This window comes from Bradyrhizobium sp. 137 (assembly GCF_023074095.1).
Lineage (GTDB): Bacteria > Pseudomonadota > Alphaproteobacteria > Rhizobiales > Xanthobacteraceae > Bradyrhizobium.
In genome coordinates, this window is record NZ_JADPKU010000103.1 from 96749 (window position 1) to 117826 (window position 21078).

18 protein-coding genes and 2 pseudogenes are annotated in these 21078 nt (G+C 63.7%); 6 read left to right on the forward strand and 14 right to left on the reverse strand.

Features of this window, described 5'->3' with window-relative positions:
- Window positions 1-35 precede the first annotated feature (35 nt).
- Entirely contained in the window at window positions 36-1385 is a 1350-nt protein-coding gene (locus IVA78_RS28205; RefSeq protein WP_247460530.1) for an 8-oxoguanine deaminase, read from the forward strand.
- A gap of 94 nt (window positions 1386-1479) precedes the next feature.
- Here the strand turns inward: IVA78_RS28205 and IVA78_RS28210 are convergent, their stop codons facing one another.
- The 4 genes from IVA78_RS28210 to IVA78_RS28225 form a co-directional block, all read right to left on the reverse strand.
- Window positions 1480-2553: a BMP family ABC transporter substrate-binding protein gene (locus IVA78_RS28210; RefSeq protein WP_247460682.1), complete on the reverse strand. Its 1074-nt coding sequence runs from the start codon at window positions 2551-2553 to the stop codon at window positions 1480-1482.
- Between the two features lie 78 nt (window positions 2554-2631).
- Entirely contained in the window at window positions 2632-3549 is a 918-nt protein-coding gene (locus IVA78_RS28215; RefSeq protein WP_247468796.1) for an ABC transporter permease, read from the reverse strand.
- A complete protein-coding gene (locus tag IVA78_RS28220) occupies window positions 3536-4627 on the reverse strand; it encodes an ABC transporter permease (RefSeq protein ID WP_247468797.1) in 1092 nt (363 codons plus the stop codon). The genes IVA78_RS28215 and IVA78_RS28220 overlap by 14 nt, the downstream gene beginning before the upstream one ends.
- Window positions 4611-6200 (reverse strand): ABC transporter ATP-binding protein, encoded by a 1590-nt coding sequence (locus IVA78_RS28225; RefSeq protein WP_247468798.1) that lies wholly within the window; start codon window positions 6198-6200, stop codon window positions 4611-4613. Before IVA78_RS28225 ends, IVA78_RS28220 begins: the two co-directional genes overlap by 17 nt.
- Window positions 6201-6712: 512 nt before the next feature.
- Between IVA78_RS28225 and IVA78_RS28230 the strand changes: the two genes are divergently transcribed.
- A complete protein-coding gene (locus IVA78_RS28230) occupies window positions 6713-7816 on the forward strand; it encodes a hypothetical protein (protein WP_247468799.1) in 1104 nt (367 codons plus the stop codon).
- Between the two features lie 74 nt (window positions 7817-7890).
- Here IVA78_RS28230 and IVA78_RS28235 read toward each other — a convergent pair whose 3' ends face one another.
- The 6 genes from IVA78_RS28235 to IVA78_RS28260 are packed head-to-tail and all read right to left on the reverse strand — an operon-like array spanning window position 7891 to window position 13763.
- Complete coding sequence (locus IVA78_RS28235) at window positions 7891-8376, reverse strand: nucleoside deaminase (protein ID WP_247468800.1); 486 nt, start codon at window positions 8374-8376, stop codon at window positions 7891-7893.
- Between the two features lie 13 nt (window positions 8377-8389).
- Window positions 8390-9922 (reverse strand): ABC transporter ATP-binding protein, encoded by a 1533-nt coding sequence (locus IVA78_RS28240; RefSeq protein WP_247468801.1) that lies wholly within the window; start codon window positions 9920-9922, stop codon window positions 8390-8392.
- Window positions 9919-10602: an isochorismatase family cysteine hydrolase gene (locus IVA78_RS28245; protein ID WP_247460544.1), complete on the reverse strand. Its 684-nt coding sequence runs from the start codon at window positions 10600-10602 to the stop codon at window positions 9919-9921. Before IVA78_RS28245 ends, IVA78_RS28240 begins: the two co-directional genes overlap by 4 nt.
- A gap of 11 nt (window positions 10603-10613) precedes the next feature.
- A complete protein-coding gene (locus IVA78_RS28250; RefSeq protein ID WP_247280556.1) occupies window positions 10614-11540 on the reverse strand; it encodes an ABC transporter permease in 927 nt (308 codons plus the stop codon).
- A 1-nt stretch (window position 11541) separates the two neighbouring features.
- Window positions 11542-12654, reverse strand: coding sequence for an ABC transporter permease (locus tag IVA78_RS28255; RefSeq protein ID WP_247468802.1), 1113 nt, complete (start codon window positions 12652-12654; stop codon window positions 11542-11544).
- Window positions 12651-13763, reverse strand: a complete 1113-nt coding sequence (locus tag IVA78_RS28260) for a BMP family ABC transporter substrate-binding protein (RefSeq protein WP_247468803.1) — start codon at window positions 13761-13763, stop codon at window positions 12651-12653. The genes IVA78_RS28255 and IVA78_RS28260 overlap by 4 nt, the downstream gene beginning before the upstream one ends.
- 404 nt (window positions 13764-14167) lie before the next feature.
- Between IVA78_RS28260 and IVA78_RS28265 the strand changes: the two are divergent.
- Both IVA78_RS28265 and IVA78_RS28270 read left to right on the forward strand, forming a co-directional pair.
- A pseudogene (locus tag IVA78_RS28265) lies at window positions 14168-14681 on the forward strand (M20/M25/M40 family metallo-hydrolase); the annotation flags it as partial.
- Window positions 14682-14890: 209 nt separating this feature from the next.
- Window positions 14891-16259: pseudogene (locus IVA78_RS28270) on the forward strand (hypothetical protein).
- Between the two features lie 123 nt (window positions 16260-16382).
- On the opposite strand, the gene IVA78_RS28275 reads toward IVA78_RS28270, so the two are convergent.
- A complete protein-coding gene (locus tag IVA78_RS28275; RefSeq protein WP_247468805.1) occupies window positions 16383-16604 on the reverse strand; it encodes a hypothetical protein in 222 nt (73 codons plus the stop codon).
- A gap of 350 nt (window positions 16605-16954) precedes the next feature.
- Between IVA78_RS28275 and IVA78_RS28280 the strand changes: the two genes are divergently transcribed.
- Window positions 16955-17137, forward strand: a complete 183-nt coding sequence (locus IVA78_RS28280) for a hypothetical protein (RefSeq protein ID WP_247468806.1) — start codon at window positions 16955-16957, stop codon at window positions 17135-17137.
- Window positions 17138-17163: 26 nt separating this feature from the next.
- Here IVA78_RS28280 and IVA78_RS28285 read toward each other — a convergent pair whose 3' ends face one another.
- From IVA78_RS28285 to IVA78_RS28295, 3 genes are all read right to left on the reverse strand, one after another.
- Window positions 17164-18540: a VWA domain-containing protein gene (locus IVA78_RS28285; protein WP_247468808.1), complete on the reverse strand. Its 1377-nt coding sequence runs from the start codon at window positions 18538-18540 to the stop codon at window positions 17164-17166.
- A gap of 5 nt (window positions 18541-18545) precedes the next feature.
- Complete coding sequence (locus IVA78_RS28290) at window positions 18546-19493, reverse strand: MoxR family ATPase (RefSeq protein ID WP_247468809.1); 948 nt, start codon at window positions 19491-19493, stop codon at window positions 18546-18548.
- Window positions 19494-19639: 146 nt separating this feature from the next.
- On the reverse strand, window positions 19640-19840 hold the full coding sequence (locus tag IVA78_RS28295) for a hypothetical protein (RefSeq protein WP_247468812.1): 201 nt from the start codon (window positions 19838-19840) through the stop codon (window positions 19640-19642).
- Window positions 19841-20065: 225 nt separating this feature from the next.
- Between IVA78_RS28295 and IVA78_RS28300 the strand changes: the two genes are divergently transcribed.
- Window positions 20066-21040 carry a quinone oxidoreductase gene (locus IVA78_RS28300; RefSeq protein ID WP_247468814.1) on the forward strand — a complete coding sequence of 325 codons (975 nt, stop codon included), beginning with the start codon at window positions 20066-20068 and terminating at the stop codon, window positions 21038-21040.
- Window positions 21041-21078 lie beyond the last annotated feature (38 nt).

The following is a 21078-nucleotide window of genomic DNA, read 5'->3' on the forward strand; positions in this document are numbered from 1 at the left end:
CCTGCCATCAGCGGATGTGAGGAGAAGCGGCAATCATGACCGACGCAAGTGCGATCTGGATCAGGGACCCCCTGGCCGTCTTCGCCGACGGGGCGGAGCGCGGGATCGTCGTGAAGGATGGCCGGATTGTCGAACTGGTGCCGGCTGGCGGGACGCCTGCGACCGCGGATGTCGCGGTGTTCGATGCCGGTGAACACGTCGTGCTGCCCGGTCTCATCAACACCCATCACCATTTCTACCAGACGCTGACGCGGGCGCTGCCGGCGGCGATGGATCGCGAGCTGTTTCCCTGGCTCCAGGCGCTCTATCCCGTGTGGGCGAAGCTGACGCCGGAGGCGCTGGAGCTCGGCGTCACCGTCGCGATGTCGGAACTGCTGTTGTCGGGCTGCACGACGACGACCGATCACCATTACGTATTCCCGGCAGGACTCGAAGACGCTGTCGATATCGAGGTGGCGGTGGCGAAGCGGCTCGGTGTGCGCGTCTCGCTCACGCGCGGCTCGATGAACCTGTCGCAACGCGACGGCGGCCTGCCGCCCGACAGCGTCGTGCAGGACGAGGACACCATCCTCGCCGACAGCGCGCGCGTGGTCGCCAAGCATCACCAGCGCGGCGCGGATGCGATGGTGCAGATCGCGCTCGCGCCGTGCTCGCCATTCTCCGTGACGACATCCTTGATGCGTGCCACTGCCGAGCTTGCCGACAAGCTCGATGTGCGCCTGCACACCCATCTCGCCGAGACCGAGGACGAGAACAAGTTCTGCGAGCAGATGTATGGCTGCCGCCCGCTTGACTATCTAGAACAATGCGGCTGGCTGCAGGCGCGGACCTGGCTCGCTCACGGAATCTTCTTCAACGCCGACGAGATCAAGCGGCTCGGTAAGGCCAGGACGACCATTAGCCACTGCGCGTGCAGCAACCAACTGCTGGCGTCCGGCTGCTGTCCCGTCTGCGAGATGGAGGAGGCCGGCGTCGGCATCGGCATCGGCGTCGACGGCTCAGCCTCCAACGACGGGTCGAACCTGATGCAGGAAGTGCGCGCCGCATTCCTGCTGCAACGGGCCCGCTACGGCGTGACAAAGGTCAGCCACAAGGACGCGCTGCGCTGGGCCACCAGGGGCTCGGCGGCTTGCGTGGGCCGTCCGGAACTCGGCGAGATCGCGGTCGGCAAGGCCGCCGATCTAGCGCTGTTCAAGCTCGACGAGCTGCGATTCTCCGGCCATGGCGATCCGCTGGCGGCATTGGTGCTGTGCGGGGCGTACCGGGCCGATCGGGTGATGGTCGCGGGACAATGGGCCGTGGTCGATGGCGCCATCCCGGGCTTCGATGTGGCGGACCTCATCCGCCGCCACAGTTCGGCGGCGCGGAGCATGCGGGTGGGATAAAAGAGGGGGCGACCACAAGTGCCGGGTGCTTCTGGCCACCCCCTCCGAACCTCCTCCGGGAGGAGCAGGTGATCTGGTCAAAGCAAGAAGCGTGCTACTTGCCCGGAAGCTTGTCGTCGATGCCCTTCACGTAGAAATTCATGCCGAGAATCTGGCCGTCATCGAGGTGATCGCCGCCCTTGCACTCGACCGGCTTGCCGTCCTGCCCCACGATCGGGCATTTGAACGGGTGCAGCTTGCCGGCTGTGATCGCGGCCTGGGCATCCTCGGCCATTTTCTTCACGTCATCAGGCATGTTGGTATAGGGCGCCATCGCGAACATGTGGCTGTCGAGGCCGCCCCAGGTGTCCTCGGATTTCCAGGTGCCGGCGAGCTCGGCCTTGACACGCTCGATGTAGTAGGGGCCCCAGGTGTCGAGGATTGAGGTCAGCTGAGTCTTGGGTCCGAACTTGATCATCTCGGAATCCTGGCCGAAGGCGAGCTTGCCGCGCTCGCTCGCGATCTGCATCGCGGCCGGGGAATCCGTGTGCTGCATGATGACGTCGGCGCCCTGATCGATCAACGCCTTGGCGGCGTCGGCCTCCTTGCCCGGATCGAACCAGGTGTTGGCCCAGATGATCTTGACCTTGATGTTCGGGTTGATGGTCTGCGCCGCCAGCATCGTCGCGTTGATGCCGGAGACGACCTCCGGAATCGGGAACGAGCCGATATAGCCCAGCACGCCGGACTTCGACATCTTGGCCGCGATTAGGCCTTGAATGTAGCGGCCCTGATACCATTTGGCCGAATAGGTCGACATGTTCGGGTTGCGCTTGTAGCCGGTGGCGTGCTCGAAATGCACATTCGGGTATTTCTTGGCGACCTTCAGCGTCGGGTCCATGTAGCCGAACGACGTCGTGAAGATCAGCTTGTTGCCGGCGCGGACGAGCTGCTCGATGGAGCGCTCGGCGTCCGGGCCTTCGGGCACGTTCTCGAGATAGGTGGTCTCGATCTTGTCGCCCAATTCCTTCACCAGCGCCTGGCGGGCGAGATCATGCTGATAGGTCCAGCCGAGGTCTCCGATCGGACCGAGATAAATGAAGCCTACCTTCAGCTTGTCGGCAGAGGCTGCACCGACGCTCCCGGCAACCAAGAGCCCGGCAGCCAGCGCAAGAAGTGATTTCCTCATCATCAGTCTCCAAACATCAGGGGAAAGCCACGATCCGAAACGCGCGCGCCCCATCGCGCACGCTGCGGAAATGAAAACTCAGCGGTCAGGCACGAACACGGTGCCGAGCGCGGCCGGCGCGGTCGAGCCGCCGGTGCGCGCGCGGGAGAGCAGGACGAGGACGATAACGGTTGCGAGGTAGGGCAGCGCGGACATGAACTGCGAGGGAATGCCGACGCCCCAGCCTTGGGCGTGCAATTGCAGGATCGTCACGGCGCCGAAGAGATAAGCACCAACGACGAGCCGGCCCGGCCGCCAGGACGAGAATACGACCAGCGCCAGTGCGATCCAGCCGCGGCCTGCTGTCATGCCGGGAATGAAGAACGGAGTATAGGCCAGCGGCAGATAAGCGCCCGCAAGCCCTGCGCAGGCGCCACCGAACATGACAGCAAAGGTGCGGATGCGCAGCACGCGATAGCCGAGCGCATGCGCGGAGAAATGATTGTCGCCACAGGCGCGCAGGACCAATCCCGCACGCGTGCGGTGCAGGAACCACCAGACGCCGACGATCAGTGCGACCGAGAAGTAGACAAAACCGTCCTCGCCGAACAGCACGCGCCCGACCAGCGGGATCTCGGTGACGCCGGGAATGGCGAGGTGCACTGCCGGCGTGATGCGCTCTCCGACGAAGCCGGCGCCGATCAGGCCGGAGAGCCCGATGCCGAGGATAGTCAGCGCGAGACCCGTTGCAACTTGGTTGACGGCGAGCCCGAGCGTCATCAGCGCGAAGATCAGTGACATCAACGTGCCCGCGACGATGCCGAACAGCGCACCAATGAAGGTGGACCCGGTGAGCCACGCGCCGGCAAAGCCGCAGGCCGCACCGACGATCATCATGCCCTCAACACCGAGATTGAGCACGCCGGAGCGCTCGGTCACGAGCTCACCGGTCGCAGCAATCAGCAGCGGCGTCGACGCCGCGAGCACCGCGAGGATGATGGCCTCAACCAGCTCCACGGGCCACCTGTCGGTTTGGGAAGACCAGCTTGAAACGGTAGAGAATGAGGGAATCGCAGGCGAGCACGTAGAACAGCAGAATGCCCTGGAAAACCTTGGTGACATCCAACGGAATCTTCATCGCGATCTGCGCCTGCTCGCCACCGATAAAGGTCAATGCGAGGAACAGGCCTGCAATTAATATTCCAAGCGGGTTCAGTCGGCCGAGGAAAGCCACGATGATCGCAGTAAAGCCGTAACCAGGCGAAATGCCGGGCTGAAGATGCCCGACGGGGCCCGCGACCTCGATGATGCCGGCGAGGCCCGCGAGCGCACCGGAGATGGCAAAGGTGAGGATGACGAGCTGGTCGGCATTGAAGCCGCCGAACCGCGCGGCACGCGGCGCTGCGCCAACCACGCGGATCTCAAAGCCCTTGATGGTGCGCCCGAGCAGGATCGCAACGGCTGCGACGACGAGTAGGGCGATCATGGCGCCGAGATGCAGCCTGCCGCCTTCGATCAGCAGCGGCACCGTCGCTACCGGATCGAACTCGGCCGTGGTCGGGAAGTTGAAGCCGTGCGGATCGCGCCAGGGCCCGCGCACGAGATAGTCGAGGAAGAGGTCGGCGACATAGACCAGCATCAGGCTGGTCAGGATTTCGCTGGCGCCGAACTTCACCTTGCAGATCGCCGGAATCAGCGCATAGAGCGCGCCCGCGGCGGCGGCGAGCACGAGCATGGCCGGCAAAACCCAAGGGCCGACGTCAGTACCTTGCGTCTTCACCGCGATCCAGCTTCCGGCGACGGCGCCGATCAGGAATTGTCCCTCGGCGCCGATATTCCAGGCATTGGCGAGATAGCAGAGCGAGAGCCCGATCGCGATCATCACCAACGGTGTCGCCTTCACGGCGATCTCCTGGAGCGAATAGCCGTCGGTCAGGGGCGCGATAAAATAGGCATGCAAAGCGAGCAGCGGATTCTTGCCGAGGATCGCGAGCAGGATGACCATCGTCACGATCGTCAGGCCGATCGCGATCAGCGGCGAGATCAGCGCGATCGTGTTGGAGCGCTCGGCGCGCTTCTCAAGCACCAACTGCATGCGTGGCTTCCTTCGGCTCCAGGCTGCTGCCGCCCATCAAAAGGCCGAGCTTTTCGCGGCTCGCCTCGCTGGCGGCGAGTGGAGCCGTCAGCCGGCCGTGAAACATCACGGCGATGCGGTCGGCGATCTCCGCGAGCTCGTCGAGGTCCTGGCTGGTTACGAGCACCGCGGCGCCTGCGGTTGCGAGATCAAGCAGCGCCTGCCGGATGATCGCGGCGGCGCCGGCGTCGACGCCCCAGGTCGGCTGGCTCACCACCAGCACCGCGGGGTTGCGCAGGATCTCGCGTCCGACGATGAATTTCTGCAGATTGCCGCCGGAAAGCGATGCTGCTTCCGGATCGCGCTTGGCCTTGCGCACGTCAAACGTTTCGGTCGCGCGGTCGACGGTCTTGAGGGTGGCGGCGGTATCGATGAAGCCGTGACGAACCATGCCGCTGGCGGCATGTCCGGTGAGCAGCGCATTCTCGGACAGCTTCATGCGCGGTGCAGTGCCGTGACCGAGCCGCTCCTCGGGAACGAAAGCGGCGCCAAGCTTGCGCCGCTGCGTGATCGAGAGGTGGCCGGCGGCGATACCCTCGATCACGACGGTGCCGGAGTGCTTCGACAGGCGCTCGCCGGAGAGTGCGGCGAACAGCTCATCCTGGCCGTTGCCGGCGACGCCGGCGATGCCCAGGATCTCGCCGCCCTTCAACTCGAAGGAAATATGCTCGAGCCGTACGCCATGCGCCTCGGCAGGGGCCAGCGAGAGGTCGTTGACCACGAGCCGCGGCACAGTGGTTTTGCGACCGGATGCGGCCCTCACTTGCTTGATCTCGCCGCCGACCATCATGCGCGCGAGCGAGGCGGCGGTCTCGCGCTGGGGATTGCAGGTCTCGACCTTCCTGCCGCCGCGCAGGATCGTCGCGGTGTCGCACAGCCGCTTCACTTCGTCTAACTTGTGGCTGATGTAGAGGATGGCGCGGCCTTCGGCCTTGAGCCGCTCCAGCACGATGAAGAGTTGGTCGCCCTCCTGCGGCGTCAGCACCGCGGTGGGCTCGTCCAGGATCAGGAATTTCGGATCCTGCATCAGCGCGCGGACGATCTCGATACGTTGGCGCTCGCCGACCGACAATTGCCAGACCTCGCGCCGGGGATCGAGCGGCAGTCCGTAGGTCTTCGACACCTGCTCCAGCCGCGCCGACATGTCCTTGAAGGGTTCCTTGCCATCGAGGCCGAGCGCGACGTTCTCGGCGACGGTGAGATTGTCGAACAGCGAGAAATGCTGGAACACCATGCCGATGCCGCGGCTGCGCGCGTCGGAGGGACCGGACAGCACGATTGGTTCGCCGTGCCAGCGGATCTCGCCCCCGCTGGGCTGGATCAATCCGTAGATTGCCTTGACCAGCGTCGACTTGCCGGCGCCGTTCTCGCCGAGCAGCGCGTGGATTTCCCTCGGCCGGATCTCGATATCGATGGAATCGTTGGCGATGAAGTCCCCATAGCGTTTGGTGAGCCCCACCGTTTGAAGCAGCGGGGGCTCGCTGGAGTGCAGGCCTTGAGGCGTCGGATCGAACATTCGCTGATGCATCGGCATGGATGAAGTGCCTCAATACTGAGCTAGTTTGAGCCGCCGCGTAAGATGCGAAAAAGCGTCATGCCTTGCTCAACGCCGCGGCAGGGGTGGCAGTGCCGGTGTGCCGATCCATGGTTTCGAGTGACGATCGCTGCGGTGCCTGTTGCAAATTTGTGACGGTTCAAGCCAAATCGGAACGCTGTGGGCAGGCTTGACGCCATGTTGAGCAATCGCAGGGCCGTCCATCCATCGCTCAGAGCGCAGCGGTCGCGACGGCTGCTTCAACTCGGCTTCGCATCGGGGCGCGATCAGAAAACGGAATAAGAACAATCGGGAATGTTCGGCAATAGCGATCCCCGCCGCTCGTGCTCACCGCGTCCGGGCACTCTGCAATCTCCTCCTTGATTCGTCGCGTGCTGCCGCAACAAGCGGCACGTCATGTGAAAAGTTGAGGCTTCGCACTCCGGGAGATCGGCGCAAGTGTCGCACCCAGGGACGTTCATTTTTAAACGTCCAAACTTGGGGTATTCAGGATGTCGTTTCGTTACACGGCAATGGCAGCAGCGGCGCTGTCACTTGCTACGCTGGCCACCGGTGGCCTAGCTCAGGCGGCGGATCTGCCAGTGAAGGCGGCCAAGAAGGCGCCGGACCTTCCATTCTTCCTGATCATCGATAACCGCGTCACCTTCTCGTACATCTTCAACGCTTCGCAGCCGGGCGCGTGGTCGTTCCGGCCGGATGGGTCGATCAACAGCAAAACCACAAAGCAGGTCTACTCGTTCACCCATTTCGACGCCTGGGCGTACGGCACGAACTTCTTCACCATCTCGATGTACAAGTCGGATCACAATGACCCGGCGGGGCCCTGCACCAATGCCGGCACGATCTTCGGCACGCCGGCATCCTGCGCCGGGGCGACCGAAATCTATGGCCTGTTCCGTTCGACCTTCGGCTGGAACGAGCTCTTCGACACCAAGGCTTTCAGCGCGGGGCCGCTGCACAACATTTCGTTCGAAGTCGGCATGGACGCCAATACGGAGAACAGGTATTTCGGCGCCGCCAAGCGCGACGTCGTCGGCGGTCTGCAGTTCGCGTTCGACCTGCCCTACAAGGGCTACATCAACGTCGCGCCGCTGGTCTATTGGGAGTTCGCCAACCACAATTCCTTCAGCCAGTGTGGCCTGTTCGGCCCGGGCGTTCCCGGAATCACGTGTCTGGCGGACGGCAACACGTCGTTCAAGCCAACCTGGGCTGTCGAAGTCAATTACTATATGGACCTCGGCTTCCTGCCGCCGAACATGCAGTACTTCTCGATCAGCGGCCGTGCCGGCTGGTACGGCAAGAAGGGCACCGACACCGAGCCGCTGCCCTACAGCCCGGCGAATGGCGTCTACAACACCGCGGTTGAGCTAAACTCCGAGCCCATCCGTCTGACCTTCGATGCCTCGAAGGCAGCCTGGGGTGACAAGTACTCCCACTTCGTGGATGTCTGGGTGGCCTACCGCTATTGGCAGAACAAGTTCGGCCTCGATCACAATCTTGCCGTCGGCTGTACCACGGCCGTCGGTGGCCGGACGGTGAGCACCGGCTCCTGCACCGAGTCCTCGCTCTACTCCGGTATCACCGTAAAGTTCTAGTCATCTACGCTCTCCAGGTGAAACGATGGCGCCGCGTCAAACCTCCGCGGCGTCATCCCCTTTTGGATGTGCTGCTACTTCGTCCACACGCCCTCGTGCAGCGCCTCGGCCTCGTCCTCCAGCAAAGGCCCGACCACCTCGGTCGGGCGCTGTCCGCTGGCAAAGACCTCGCGGCAGGGCAGGTCGAGCGTCGGATTCTCCGGATGGTTGCCGGTAAGGCCGCGCAGGCGGTGCTCGCTGAGACCGTAGACCACGCGGCCGATGCCGGCCCAGTAGATCGCGCCTGAACACATCGCGCAGGGTTCTGCGGAGGAATAGAGCGTCGCCATCGCCAACACCTCGCGACTGAGCGTGCGGCAGGCCTGCGTCGCCGCCAGGCGCTCGGCATGCGCGGTGCCGTCATGATCCGGCAGATAGCCGTTCTCGGTCTCGATCAGCACGTTGCCGTCGGCATCGACGACGATGCAGCCGAAGGGATGATTGCCATGGGTGAGGGAACGGCGGGCGACCGCGAAGGCTAGACGCAGAAAGTGCTCGTCCCGCTCGGATGCGCCGCTCATCGCTACTCCGTGGTCAGTGTCCCGCCATGTGCCGGCCGATCTCGGTGAGATCGGCCTCGCTGTTCGGTGCTTCATACACGAATTCGCCGTGGAACATCACCACCAGCCGGTCGGACAGTTCGAGCAGCTCATCAAGGTCCTCGCTGACGAGCAGCACGGCGGCGCCGCGGTTGCGCGCGGCCATGATCTCGGCGTGGATCTGCGCCACCGCGGCGAAGTCGAGGCCGAAACAGGGATTGGCCGCGATCAGAACCTCGACATCGCCGCCTAGCTCGCGGGCGAGCACGGCGCGTTGCACGTTGCCGCCCGACAGGGCCGAGATCGGCGTGTCCGGCGTGCGGGTCTTGATCTTGTACTGCGCGATCTTCGTCCTTGCCCCCTCGCGAAAGGCGCCGCGATTGAGCCACCAGCCGCCACGGGCGAAGGGCGCACGGTCGAATTCGCGGAAGGCGATGTTGTCGGCGACGCTCATGCCGCCGACGCAGGCGTTCTTCAGCGGCTCCTCGGGCAGAAGCGACATCTTGTGCCGCCGCATCTCCTCACGGCTGGCGCGGTAGGGATCGCCGGCAACACGGATCTCGCCGCTTTCGGCCTCGCGCTGGCCCGCCAGCACCTCGACCAGCTGGCGTTGGCCGTTGCCGGAAACACCTGCAATGCCGACGATCTCGCCGGCGCGGACGGTGAGCGAGACGTCATGCACGGCGACTGCGCCGGCATCGTCGAGTGCGCGAAGCTTTTGCAGCTCGAGCCTGGCTTGGCCAGCCGCGCCGGTGCGCGGTGGCTGCACCGTCAATTGCTCGGCGCCGATCATGGTGCGTGCCATCGCGTCCGGCGTGAGCTCGGCGACCTTGCCGGCTCCGGCGAGCTTTCCGCGGCGCAGGATCGTGACGTCATCGGCGAAGGCCAGGACCTCGCGGAACTTGTGCGTGATCATCAGGATGGTCAGCTCGCCCCTGACGACCATGTCGCGGAGCATGCCGAGCACCTCGTCGGCTTCTGCCGGCGTCAGCACCGAGGTCGGCTCGTCCAGGATCAGGAAGCGACGCTTCAGGTAGAGCTGCTTGAGGATCTCGCACTTCTGCCGTTCGCCGGCAGAGATGTCCGCGACTTTCGCGCCGAGCGGCACCTTGAAGGGCATGCGGCTCAAGAACGCTTCGAGCTCCTTCATCTCCTTCGGCCAGTTCACCACGGCCGGCACGTCGTCGCGGGCCAGCACGAGGTTTTCCGCGACCGTCATCGCGGGCACCAGTGTAAAATGCTGATAGACCATGCCGAGCCCGAGCGCGTGGGCGTCCTTCGGATTGCCGATCGCCTGCTCGCGCCCGCCGACGAGGATGTCGCCTTCGGTCGCGTGGTAATAGCCCATGATGCATTTGACCAGGGTCGACTTGCCAGCGCCGTTCTCGCCGAGCAGCGCGTGGAAGGAGCCCGGCCGCACTTTCAGCTCGACATTGTCCAGCGCCAGGAAATCGCCGAAGCGCATCGTCATGGCGACGGCGTCGACGCCGAAGGCGCCTGACGGCGGTGGCGTTTCGCCGATGATCACGAAATCGCTCCGATGACGGCGTCGGAGGTTGAGACCGCGCCGAACACGCCGCCCTGCATCTTGATCATCTTCAGCGCGTGGTCATGGTTGCTCTTGTCGGTCGCGCCGCAACAATCGTGCAGCAGCACGCATTCGAAGCCGCGATCGTTGGCCTCGCGCATCGTAGTGTGAACGCAGACGTCAGTCGTGATCCCGGTCAGCACGATATTATCGATGCCGCGCACGCGCAGGATCAGCTCCAAGTCGGTGGCGCAGAACGAGCCCTTGCCCGGCTTGTCGATGATCGGCTCGCCCGGCAGCGGTGCCAACTCCGGGATAATGTCCCAGCCGGGCTCGCCACGCACCAGGATGCGGCCGCAGGGGCCGGGATCGCCGATGCCGGCGCCGATCTGGCGCGAGCGCCAGCGCTTGTTAGCGGGAAGATCGGAGAGATCGGGGCGGTGGCCTTCACGGGTGTGGATGATATGGAAGCCTTGGCTGCGCATCACTGCGAGCAGCTTCCTGATCGGCTCGATCGGTGCCCGCGTCAGCGAGAGGTCGTAGCCCATCTTGTCGACATAGCCGCCGACGCCGCAGAAATCGGTCTGCATGTCGATGATGATGAGCGCCGTGTTCTCGGGACGAAGATCGCCGTTGTAGGGCCAGGCATAGGGTTCGGATTTGATGTGGCGATCGGGCATGATCTTGCTCTCTAGCGGGTGATCGACAATTCGGCCGGGGCGCCGGTCAGTGTGCGTTTGGGCGAGCAGGTGACGATCATGATCGCCAGTGTCAGGATGTAGGGCGCGGCATTGAAGAGGTGATAGCCGGAGGTGACGCCGACAGATTGCAGCGCCGGTCCCAGCGCCGCGGCGCCGCCGAAGGCGAGCGAGGCCCATAGGCACAGCAGGGGATCCCAGCGTGCGAAGATCACGAGCGCGACCGCTGTGATGCCCTGGCCCGAGGAGAGACCCTCGTTCCAGCTGCCGGGATAGAACAGCGAGAGGAACGAGCCGCCGATGCCGGCGAGGAAGCCGCCGACCATGGTGGCGCGCAGGCGGATCAGCTGCACGGAGTGGCCCATCGCGCGGGCGGCGTCCGAACTCTCGCCGGCGGTGCGGATGAGCAAGCCCCAGCGCGTGGTGCGGAAGGCCCAGTACAGGATCGGCGCAAGCGCGAGGCCGATCAGGAAAAGGACGTTGACCCGCAGCGCAGCGCGGACCTGCGGGACGTCGCTCCACCAGCCGAAATCGATCGCGGGCAGCCGCGGCGCGGTGGGCTCGATGAGCGGCTTTCCAAGGTAGAAGGCAAGCCCGGTGCCGAACAGCATCAGCGCAATGCCCACCGCAACGTCGTTGACGCGCGGCAGCGAGCAGATGCCGGCGTGCAGCGCGCCCAAAAGCGCGCCGGTGATGCCGGCGGCAAGCACGCCAAGCCACGGTGAGCCCGTGACATAGGAGATGCCATAGGCGCTCATCGCGCCCATCACCAGCGTGCCTTCGAGGCCGAGATTGATGCGGCCGGAGCGCTCGGTGATGCATTCCCCTAAGCTCACGAACAGGAACGGCGTGGAGACGCGAATGGCGCCGCCGAGCACGGCGAGCGGGACGGTCCAGAGTCCGATCGATCCGTCTGCCATCTCAGGATTTTCCCTTCAGGAACCCGATGCGGCCGTAGAGCGCATCGCTGGCCAGCACGAAGACGAAGATGATGCCCTGGAGCACCAGCACGGACGCATCCGGCAGTCCCAGGCGCCGTTGCAGCAGGCCGCCGCTGGCGCTGATGCCGCCGAGCAGGATGGCCACGGGGATGATGGCGAGCGGATTTTGCCGCGCTAGGAAGGCGACGAGAATGCCGGTGAAGCCGTAGCCGGCCGCGAGGTTGGCATTGGTGCGTCCCTGCACGGCGGCCACCTCGACCATGCCGGCAAGGCCAGCGGCGCCGCCGGCAAGGAAGCAAACGGTCAGTATCAGCTTGTCGACGCCGAGGCCGACGATCTTCGCGGCGCGGATGTTGCCGCCGGCAATCCGCGCGGCGAAGCCGAACACCGTGTGATAGACCAGGATGTAGGCGGCGATCGCGGCGATGAGGCCGAACACCAGGCCCCAATGCACATCCGTGCCGGGAATGGTGCCGATCATGGTGGCGGCGCCGATCTCGCGCGTCGAGGGCTTGTTGAGGCTTGCGGGATCGCGCATCGCGCCTTCGACGAGATGGTTGAGGATTGCGAGCGCGATGTAGACGAGCAAGAGGCTCGATATGGTCTCGTTGACGCCGCGATACTGTCGCAAGCCGCCCGACAACATGATCCACGAGCCTCCGCCGATCACGCCGGCGATGACCATGGCGATCTGGATGACAAGCGGCGGTAGGCCCTGGAGCGCCAATGCGGCGCTGGTTGCCGACAATGCGCCGATCAGGAGCGCGCCTTCGCCGCCGATGATGACCATGCCGAGCTGCGCGGGCAGCGCCGTGCAGAGTGCTGTTAGGATCAAGGGAGCAGCGCGCGTGAGCGTGTTCTGCCAGGAAAACCAGGTGCCGAACGCGCCGTAGTACATGTAGAAATAGAGGTCGAGCGGATTCTTGCCGAACATCGCGACGAAGATGCCGAAGACCGCGAGCGCGCCGACGAGCGCCGCGCCCGGGATGAGGATGTATTCAATTGTTGCGCCGTGGCGCTGGAGAAAGCCGGGATCGGCGGCCGGGGCAATCGTCCCGGCCGCGTCAAGGGGATCCGCAGCTTCCGTTGTCACGAAGTTGCTCCGATCACACCTTCGACGAGATAGTCCATCTTCTCGAGCTCGGGATCCTTTTGACCGCGATCGGTGCCGGCCGCGATCATGGTCCTGCCCCTGTTGTCGACCAGCCCTCCCTTGAAGATGGCGTAGCCTTCAGGCGACAGGAATTTGGCTTTTACGTCGTCGGCGTGTTTGCGGGCCTCTGCGGAAACCGCTTCGCCATAGGGCGATGTCTTGACGATCTCTTCCTTCAGGCCGCCGCGGTAGAAGTTTGGGATGCTCTCGCCGGCGGCAATCATCTTCACGAACTTCGGATAGAGCGCTTCCCAATTCCACTCCGCGCCGGTGAGATACGCCTTCGGCGCGAGCGGCGACTGGTTGGTGTGATAGCCGCAGACGAAGGCGCCGCGTCGTGCCGCGTTCTCGACCATGGTCTTGGGACCGTCGACATGGCAGGTGAGCACGTCAACGCCCTGGTCGATCAAGCTGTTGGTGGCTTCGGCTTCCTTGACCGGCATCGACCAGTCACCGGTGAAGATGACCTGCGTGGTCGCCTTCGGATTGGCGAGCCTGGCCCCGAGCGTGAAAGCGTTGATATTGCGCAGCACTTGCGGGATGGGCTTGGCCGCAACGAAGCCGAGCTTTCCGCTCTTCGAGGTGTAGCCGGCGACGATCCCGCAGATGTATTGAGCTTCGTCGATATAGCCGAAATAGCTGCCGGCGTTCTTCGGATCCTTGTCGCTCCACAGGCCGCCGCAATGCTCGAAGCGGAGCTTCGGGTACTTGTTGGCCATCTTGATCATGTGCGGATTGTAGTAGCCGAATGAGGTCGGGAAGAGCAGGCTGGCGCCGTCGAGATTGATCATGGACTCGATCGTCTTCTCGACCGCGTCGGTCTCCGGCACCTTCTCTTCCTCGACGACCTTGAGGCCGGGAATCTTCTTCAGCGCCGCTGCCCCCTGCGCGTGCGCCTGGTTGTAGCCGTAGTCGTCACGCGAGCCGACATAGATGAAGCCGATGGTCGTCTCGGCTGCGAAGGCCGGGCGAAGGCCGGCCGCGGCGCCGAGGGTCAGGGCCGTACCGCCTTGCAACAAATGCCGTCGTGAAATCCTGCCAAAATCCATTGCCTGCTCCCCTTGGCGGATGCCCCGCCTCAATCTCGCGGCTGCCGCCGGTCTGGCGGAGCTCGGGACAAGTGTCGCAAGCCTCATGCCACAGACTGCGGAGCGTTCAATTGGAGATAACGTCTTGAAAATATGGGATTCTCTATGCTGCCCGAATCCTGATCAGGAAATCGACAGATTAATTTATGGGCAGTAACCCCAAATTGTATGCAATGGAGTTAAGCAGCTTTAACCTGTCCGTGCGTGTGCATGCCGGGAGACCGTCGGCGAGCTGCTCGCGTTCATGCTAACGATACCCGGATCGGGACATCGCCAGTGCGCGATTTTCGCTCGCATCCAACTTGTATCTATTGTCATCAGGACCGCCGCTGCTGCGGCCCCGAAAGATGGAAAGCCCCGCCGAGATAGTTGCTGGGAACGCCGTTCAGACGACATCGCTCGGCGAAGAAATCGTGCGTCGCATCAACGTGCTCGGTGCGATCTCGGAAGAGGCCGGCAAGCTCACCCGCATCTATCTGAGCAAGGAGTTGCGCGAAGCCGCGGACCTCATCCTGGGCTGGATGCGCGAGGCCGGCATGAGCGCGCATCTCGATGCGATCGGCAATGTCTGTGGCCGCTACGAAGGCGAACGGCCGGGTGCGCTCTGCCTGATGCTCGGCTCGCACTACGACACCGTGCGCGATGCCGGCAAATGGGACGGGCCGCTCGGCGTGATCACCGCGATCGCCTGTGTCGCAGATCTCAACCGCCGCGGCAGGCGCTTTGCCGTTCGCGATCGAGGTCGTCGGCTTTGCCGATGAAGAGGGGGTACGTTTCGCCTCGACCCTGCTGGGCAGCCGTGCGTTGGCCGGCACATTCGACAAGAGCGTCCTGAACACGCGCGACCGTGACGGCGTGTCGATGCGCGATGCGCTCATCTGCCGCGGCGGCATCAGCCATCACCCGGACGAGCATGTCGAGCTGGCGGATGCCGAAGCTGGCGCCCGCGTGCTGCTGCGGGTGATCGAGAATTTCAGGCCCTGGGAAGGTAAGTCGAGCCCGCAAGTCACCGGATAGAGACACGAATCAGACAGCTCCAGAAAGTGGCGGCGTATTGCCGCGACCACGAGACACAATCGACGACACCTATGAACAGCGCGACCTCTTTTCCATCACGTCGTGAGAACCGATTTTATCAGGACCCGACGGCGACTTCGTTGCCAACGCGCTTCAGGCGGTGAATTTTCTCGGCGATCGATTCCTGAGGCAGTCACCTCATTCACTCTCGGCCATCGCGGACCTTTACCGGCACTCGATGGACAGCGCCTTCTCGGCGACCGAGGCTTTCCTCGTCACGGGGGCGCCCCACGCCTGCGCGTACTATCCGCGCGACTTCGCCTGGTTCTATCCCGACATTCTCGATCCCCAAACCATCATGGATGCGCAGGACGCGGTGCGACGGGCCCGTCTGCTCGAAAAGAGCGTGCACCTGTTGCTGGAGGCGGTTCGCGCTGGCGTCGTTACCACGACCATCGTGCCGGCGGGACGCGGCCGGCATCTCGGCGTAACTATTTCTCGCGTCCTTCGGATACGCTGCTCGGTATCCTGGCCGGTCTCCAGCAGATGATTTCCGCGGAGGACAGGGCGTCGTCCTATCTAGCGATGTCGCAATGCGCGCATGCCGGCCGTCTGCTGCTGGCCGAATACGGAGCCGACCTGAAGCGGGCGATCCTGCAGCTCGCAAGCGAGCTGGAGTCATTCGACGATGGCGGCACCAGATATTTGCTGTGCGATGCCCGCACCCCGCGCTCTGCAGCCACCGACACCCGCGCCGAGCGCCGGCGGTTCGTCACAAATGCCTGCGTGTACACGACGTTCCTGTGGGGCGTTCAGCTTGGAGTCGTCGACGAGAACGAGCTAAATCGGCTGCTGGGACGTCACCTCGGGCAGTATAAGAAGGACCTGCTCCGGCTGTTCGGCAAGGACGGCTATATCAGACATTCGCTGGACGGCCCGGCGGCTCCGCCGGCGTCCTCGGTTGCGCTGGATTTCGTCAGCGTGCATCGCGGCTTCTGGGACCTGAACGAGGAGTGCGAGCGTGCGCTGTTCGCGGCGACGGCGGATCTAATCATTGCGGAGCCGCGCTTTCCGCGTCCCTAACACCTGCCACTTCCTGGCGTCGGCGGATGATCCGCAGACCAAGATGATTCACAAGATCGCGGCTCCCGCCTACCAGGGACGCTCATCCTGGCCGACATTCAACGTCGAGTTTGCGGATCGCATGCTGGACTACGACGAATTCTCGGGGGCGACACCTACCGAGCCTGCGCCCAGGGAATATTGAAGGACATTCGGACCGCAACCGAGGTCCATGGCGGCTATCAGGAATTGCTGTCCGAGCAAGGCCTCAAATATCGCACCTGGGCCTACAAGGGTGCGGTGGCGCACTCCTGGTTCCCACGTTTCCTGTCGGTCTGGAGGAGGGCGTATGGAACGCCGCTCCTCCAATGGGAATGACTGATCCGCAACATCGGTTAAGCAGTCGGCGGGGCCACCCTCGAGCACTCCTGCTGCCAAGGTCATTTGATCCGATTTCGGCGAGAATTGATGTTCGGGTGAGGGGGCCAACCGTCGTTCGCATTACGCTGCGAGATCCAGCAGCCGGCATGATCCGCGGACCAGCACCTTGCGTCCGGTGGGCGTCATCTCAGGCACGCCGCCATTGACGACAACAAGGCCGAGCTTGACGAGGCTTTCGACCAGATAGGCCTTCGAGAGGCGACCGTTCGATGCCGGATTGCGAAGCGTGCGTAGCGCTTCCCATTGATCCGGCGAAAGATCGAAGTCGACGTCGTTGCTCATGCTGCCCTCAAGCGATAGTAACGTCTGCGCGCCTCTGTTAGCGGCGCTGCATGAACACCATGCGACGACAATGAGTCGGGAATTCGGTGAGTTGTTTAGAACGTCTCTTCACAAATGGTCGCACTTCATTGCGTCTTAGGAGTTAAGATCGTTTGGGCACAAATATTGTCCGAGACCTCGATCACATATTGATGATCTAGGCTTATGTTGCGGCGCGAACCGCTGCGCTGCACGGGAACAGCGACTGTCCCATTCTGCGTCGCAATATGCACAGAAATGATGAGACGGAGCGTTCGGGACCCTGTTAGGTTAATTCGCGGGGAATGGCTTCACAGGCAGGAGTGGAGTGCATGAACAGGCTGGTGGAAATTCGCAGTCAGGAATCTCTGTGCCGCGAGCGTGCCGCGCTCGATTTTGAGCGGCGGGTTTTCTGGCTCGCGCAAGCCCGGGAATGGGAGCAGCGCGCCCTCGACGAAATTGCCTATCACTTTCGGGAGTGCAATATCGCCCGGGCCGAGTTGACCGCCACCTGACCTCAGAGACGGGCGTGACCGGCCCTTCACTGATAAGTGGCCACGATATCGGACACCGCGCGCTCGAGCTGCTGCGCGGTGGCGCATTGGCGCACGACACTGCAAAAAGTCGCATAGCGCGGCATCTCGGAATCGCCAAAGCCCCAGGCGAGCCGGCCTTCGGGATTGAGCCAGACCAGCCGCTTTGAGCGCTCGGAGATACGGCGCAAGATGTCGGCGCGCGGATCGAGGTTATTGCTGCGGGCGTCTCCGAGCACGATCACCGTGGTCTGCGGCGTCAGCGTGCTCATGAACTCCTTCTCGAAATCGACCAGCGAAGAGCCGTAGTCGGACGAGCCGAAACCGACCTTGGACATGATCTCGGCCATGGCTTCTTCCGGGGAGTTATTCTCCAGGATCTCGCTGACCTCGATCAGATGCGAGGAGAAGGCAAAGGAGCGGACGTCGTCGACCACCTCATGCAGCGAGTGGATCAACAGCAGGAAGAAGTCGGAGACCTGGGCGACCGAGCCGGAGACATCGCAGAGCGCCACGATCTTGGGTCGGTCGCGATGTTTGCGTTTCCAGGCGGTGAGGAACGGCACCCCGCCCAAGGCCGCGTTGCGGCGGAGCGTACGGCGAACGTCGAGATGGCCGCGGCGCTGGCGCTTGCGCGGCTTCGAGTAGCGCTCGCGCAGCCGGCGCGCGATCTGGCGGATGAGGGCGCGCATCTCGGCGACCTGGCGCCGCTCGATGCGCGCGAGCGGCGCATTGCGCAGGATCTCGTTGCGGAGACTTTCGGCCTCCTCGCGGGCGTAGAGCGCAAGCCCCTGCGAAACCGTGTCGCGCACCGCTTCGCGCAAGGCATCGAGCGCAGCGCGCAAACGCTCGGCCAGTGGCGGGTTGGTCGCGGTCAGTTGGTCCAAATCGTCCCGCAGGCGCTGGAGGCCCATGGCATCGAGGATGCGGCTGGAGAAGATGCCGCGCTGGGTGGAATAGCGGATATCGGACAGCGAGGCGGCACCGGAGGCACTGGCGATCGCCGCCGCGATCGCATTGCGATCCTGCGACAGCAGCATCTGCGCAAGAGCGCCCAGTTCCTGGGGAGGCTGGCCTTCACCGGCTTCGCTGGCCGCGTCCGATGAGGGCGACTGATCTAGGTCCTGCGAAGCGTCATCGCTGCTGGCTTCAGGCTGATCCTGCCGCGGTTCCGGCTGACTGAAGAAGAGATCAAAACAATCGCCGAGTGCGAGCTTCTCGTCCTGCGACTTGGCGAGCGTCAGCAGCAGGGCGTCGCGCAAGATGGCGCGGTCGGAGAAACCGACCTGCTTGACCGCGCGCATCGCATCGATGCTTTCGGCGGGCGAGACATGAACGCCGGCGCCGCGCGCCGCCCGAAAAAAACGATGGAGGTTCTCGCGCATCGGTCTCAACCGAAGACGTTGGACCGCGCCGCCTTGGCAATGAAGGTCGTAACTTGGGGCGCCGCGGCTTCAATATCGGCTTCGTATTTCAGGAGCACGTTGAGCGTGTCCCTGACGATCTCGGTATCGAGTTCGGTGGCCTGAAGCAGCACCAGCACGCGCGCCCAATCGATGGTCTCGCTGACCGAGGGCAGCTTCTTCAGATCGAGTGAGCGGATCTCGTGGATGAAACCGACCATCTGCCGGCGCAGCGTCTGCGAGATGCCGGGCACGCGGCTCTCGACGATGCGTTCTTCCAGCCTCTGCTCGGGAAAGCCGATGTGCAGATGCAGGCAGCGTCGCTTCAAGGCATCCCCGAGGTCGCGCTCGCTGTTGGAGGTGAGGATCACGGTCGGCGGCGTGATCGCCGAGACGGTGCCGAGCTCGGGGATAGTGACCTGGAAGTCGGACAGGATCTCCAGCAGCAGCGATTCGAACTCCGCATCCGACTTGTCGATCTCGTCGATCAGGAGCACGCAGCCGCCCGGCTGCTCCAGCGCCTGGAGCAGCGGCCGCGGCTCGACGAATTCCTTCGAGAAGAACACGTCACCGAAATCATGGAGCTGGTCGAGGGCCGCATGCAGTGTCTGCGCGCCCCCCAGGACTTCGCCGAGCTTGTCCTTCAGGATCTGGGTATAGAGAAGCTGCTTGGCGTATTTCCATTCGTAGAGTGCCTTGGCCTCGTCCAGGCCTTCATAGCATTGCAGGCGGATCATCTTCATGCCGCGCCAAGCGGCAATCGCCTTGGCAAGCTCGGTCTTGCCGACGCCCGCCGGGCCCTCGACCAGGATCGGCTTCTCGATCTGTTGCGACAGATACACGGCGGTCGCGATCTGCCGGCTCGCGATATAGCCTTGCGCGGCGAGGCCGCTCTCCACTGCCTCGATCGAGGTCGAGGCCTTCTGATCAGCCACGAAAGGGCGCTCCCAAAGGTCCTGCTTGCGGCTTGTTCTGCCTGCGTTCCGGGCAAAGAACAAGCCTCGTTTGGGAGCCACCAGACCCGCGGGAGCGGCGTTTTTTCCGCTTAACGCAAATAGTTGAACGGTGCGCCGGCGCGCGATCAGTGCTGCAGCAGCTTCGGCTTGCGGATGGTCTGTCTGACCTCGGCGCCGCAATCGGCGCATTCATAGACAAGGTCGATCTTGGCAAGGCTCCAATGCGGTTCGACCTCGCGGACATACATCGGCAGGAACCCCATGCAGGTGGGGCAAGTCACTGGCGCGATCTCGACATCCTGATGATGCTGAACATAAGCTGGCATCTCGGCTCTCCTTCGCAGGCGACCACCAAGCCCCGCGCGAAGGCTACTGCCACTCGCCCCCGCGCCCGTCATCAACTCTTCCGAACAGAGCCGGAACGGCGGACATTTGTCGGCCGCTGTGACATTCTTGTTACGCGTCGGTACTGTAACGGCCGGACCAAATGCCTACTTCCCAGTGCGATCAGGTTCTCTAAACTTCACTGCAACGATAAGGGAGTAACGCCCATGACGCATGCCATTCGCTTTCACAAGACCGGTGGCCCGGAAGTCCTGGTCTGGGAGGAGGTCAGCGTCGGCAAGCCCGGACCCGGCGAGGCCCGCATCCGCCACACCGCCGTTGGTCTCAATTTCGTCGACATCTACAACCGCTCGGGCCTGTATCCGGCGCAGCTGCCGAGCGGGCTCGGCAGCGAGGCGGCCGGCGTCATCGAGGAAGTCGGCCCAGGCGTCACCGATCTGAAGCCGGGCGATCGTGTTGCCTACGGCGCCTCGCCGCTCGGCGCCTATTCCGAGGCCCGGCTGATCCCCGCCGACCGCTTGTTGAAGCTGCCTGACGGTGTCGATGACAAGACTGCGGCGGCGATGATGCTCAAGGGGCTGACGACGCAGTATCTGATCCGGCAGACCTATCGGGTGAAGTCCGGCGACACCATCCTGCTCCACGCCGCAGCCGGCGGCGTCGGTCTGATCCTGAGCCAGTGGGCCAAGCACCTCGGCGCAAGCGTGATTGGCACCGTCAGCAACGACGAGAAGGCGAAGCTCGCCAAGGCGCATGGCTGCGACCATGTCATCGTCTACACGCGGGAGGATTTCGTGAAGCGCGTCGACGAAATCACAGGCGGCAAGAAGGTGCCTGTGGTTTATGATTCGGTCGGCAAGGACACGTTCCTGAAATCGCTGGACTGCCTCGCGCCGCTCGGCGTTGCCGCGCTGTTCGGTCAGTCCTCCGGCGCCGTCGATCCGCTCAATCTCGGCCTGCTGGCCCAGAAGGGCTCGCTCTACGTCACGCGGCCGACGCTGTTCACTTATGCCGCCAAGCGTGAAAGTTTGGTCGCGATGGCAGGCGAACTGTTCGAGGTCGTCAAGTCCGGTGCAGTCAAGATTGAGGTGCACCAAACCTATCCCCTTAAGGACGCCGCCAAAGCGCATGCCGATCTCGCCGCGCGCAAGACCACGGGGTCGACCGTGCTTACGGTGTGACGTTCATTCGAGACGGCGCGATGCAGGCTGCCGGCTTG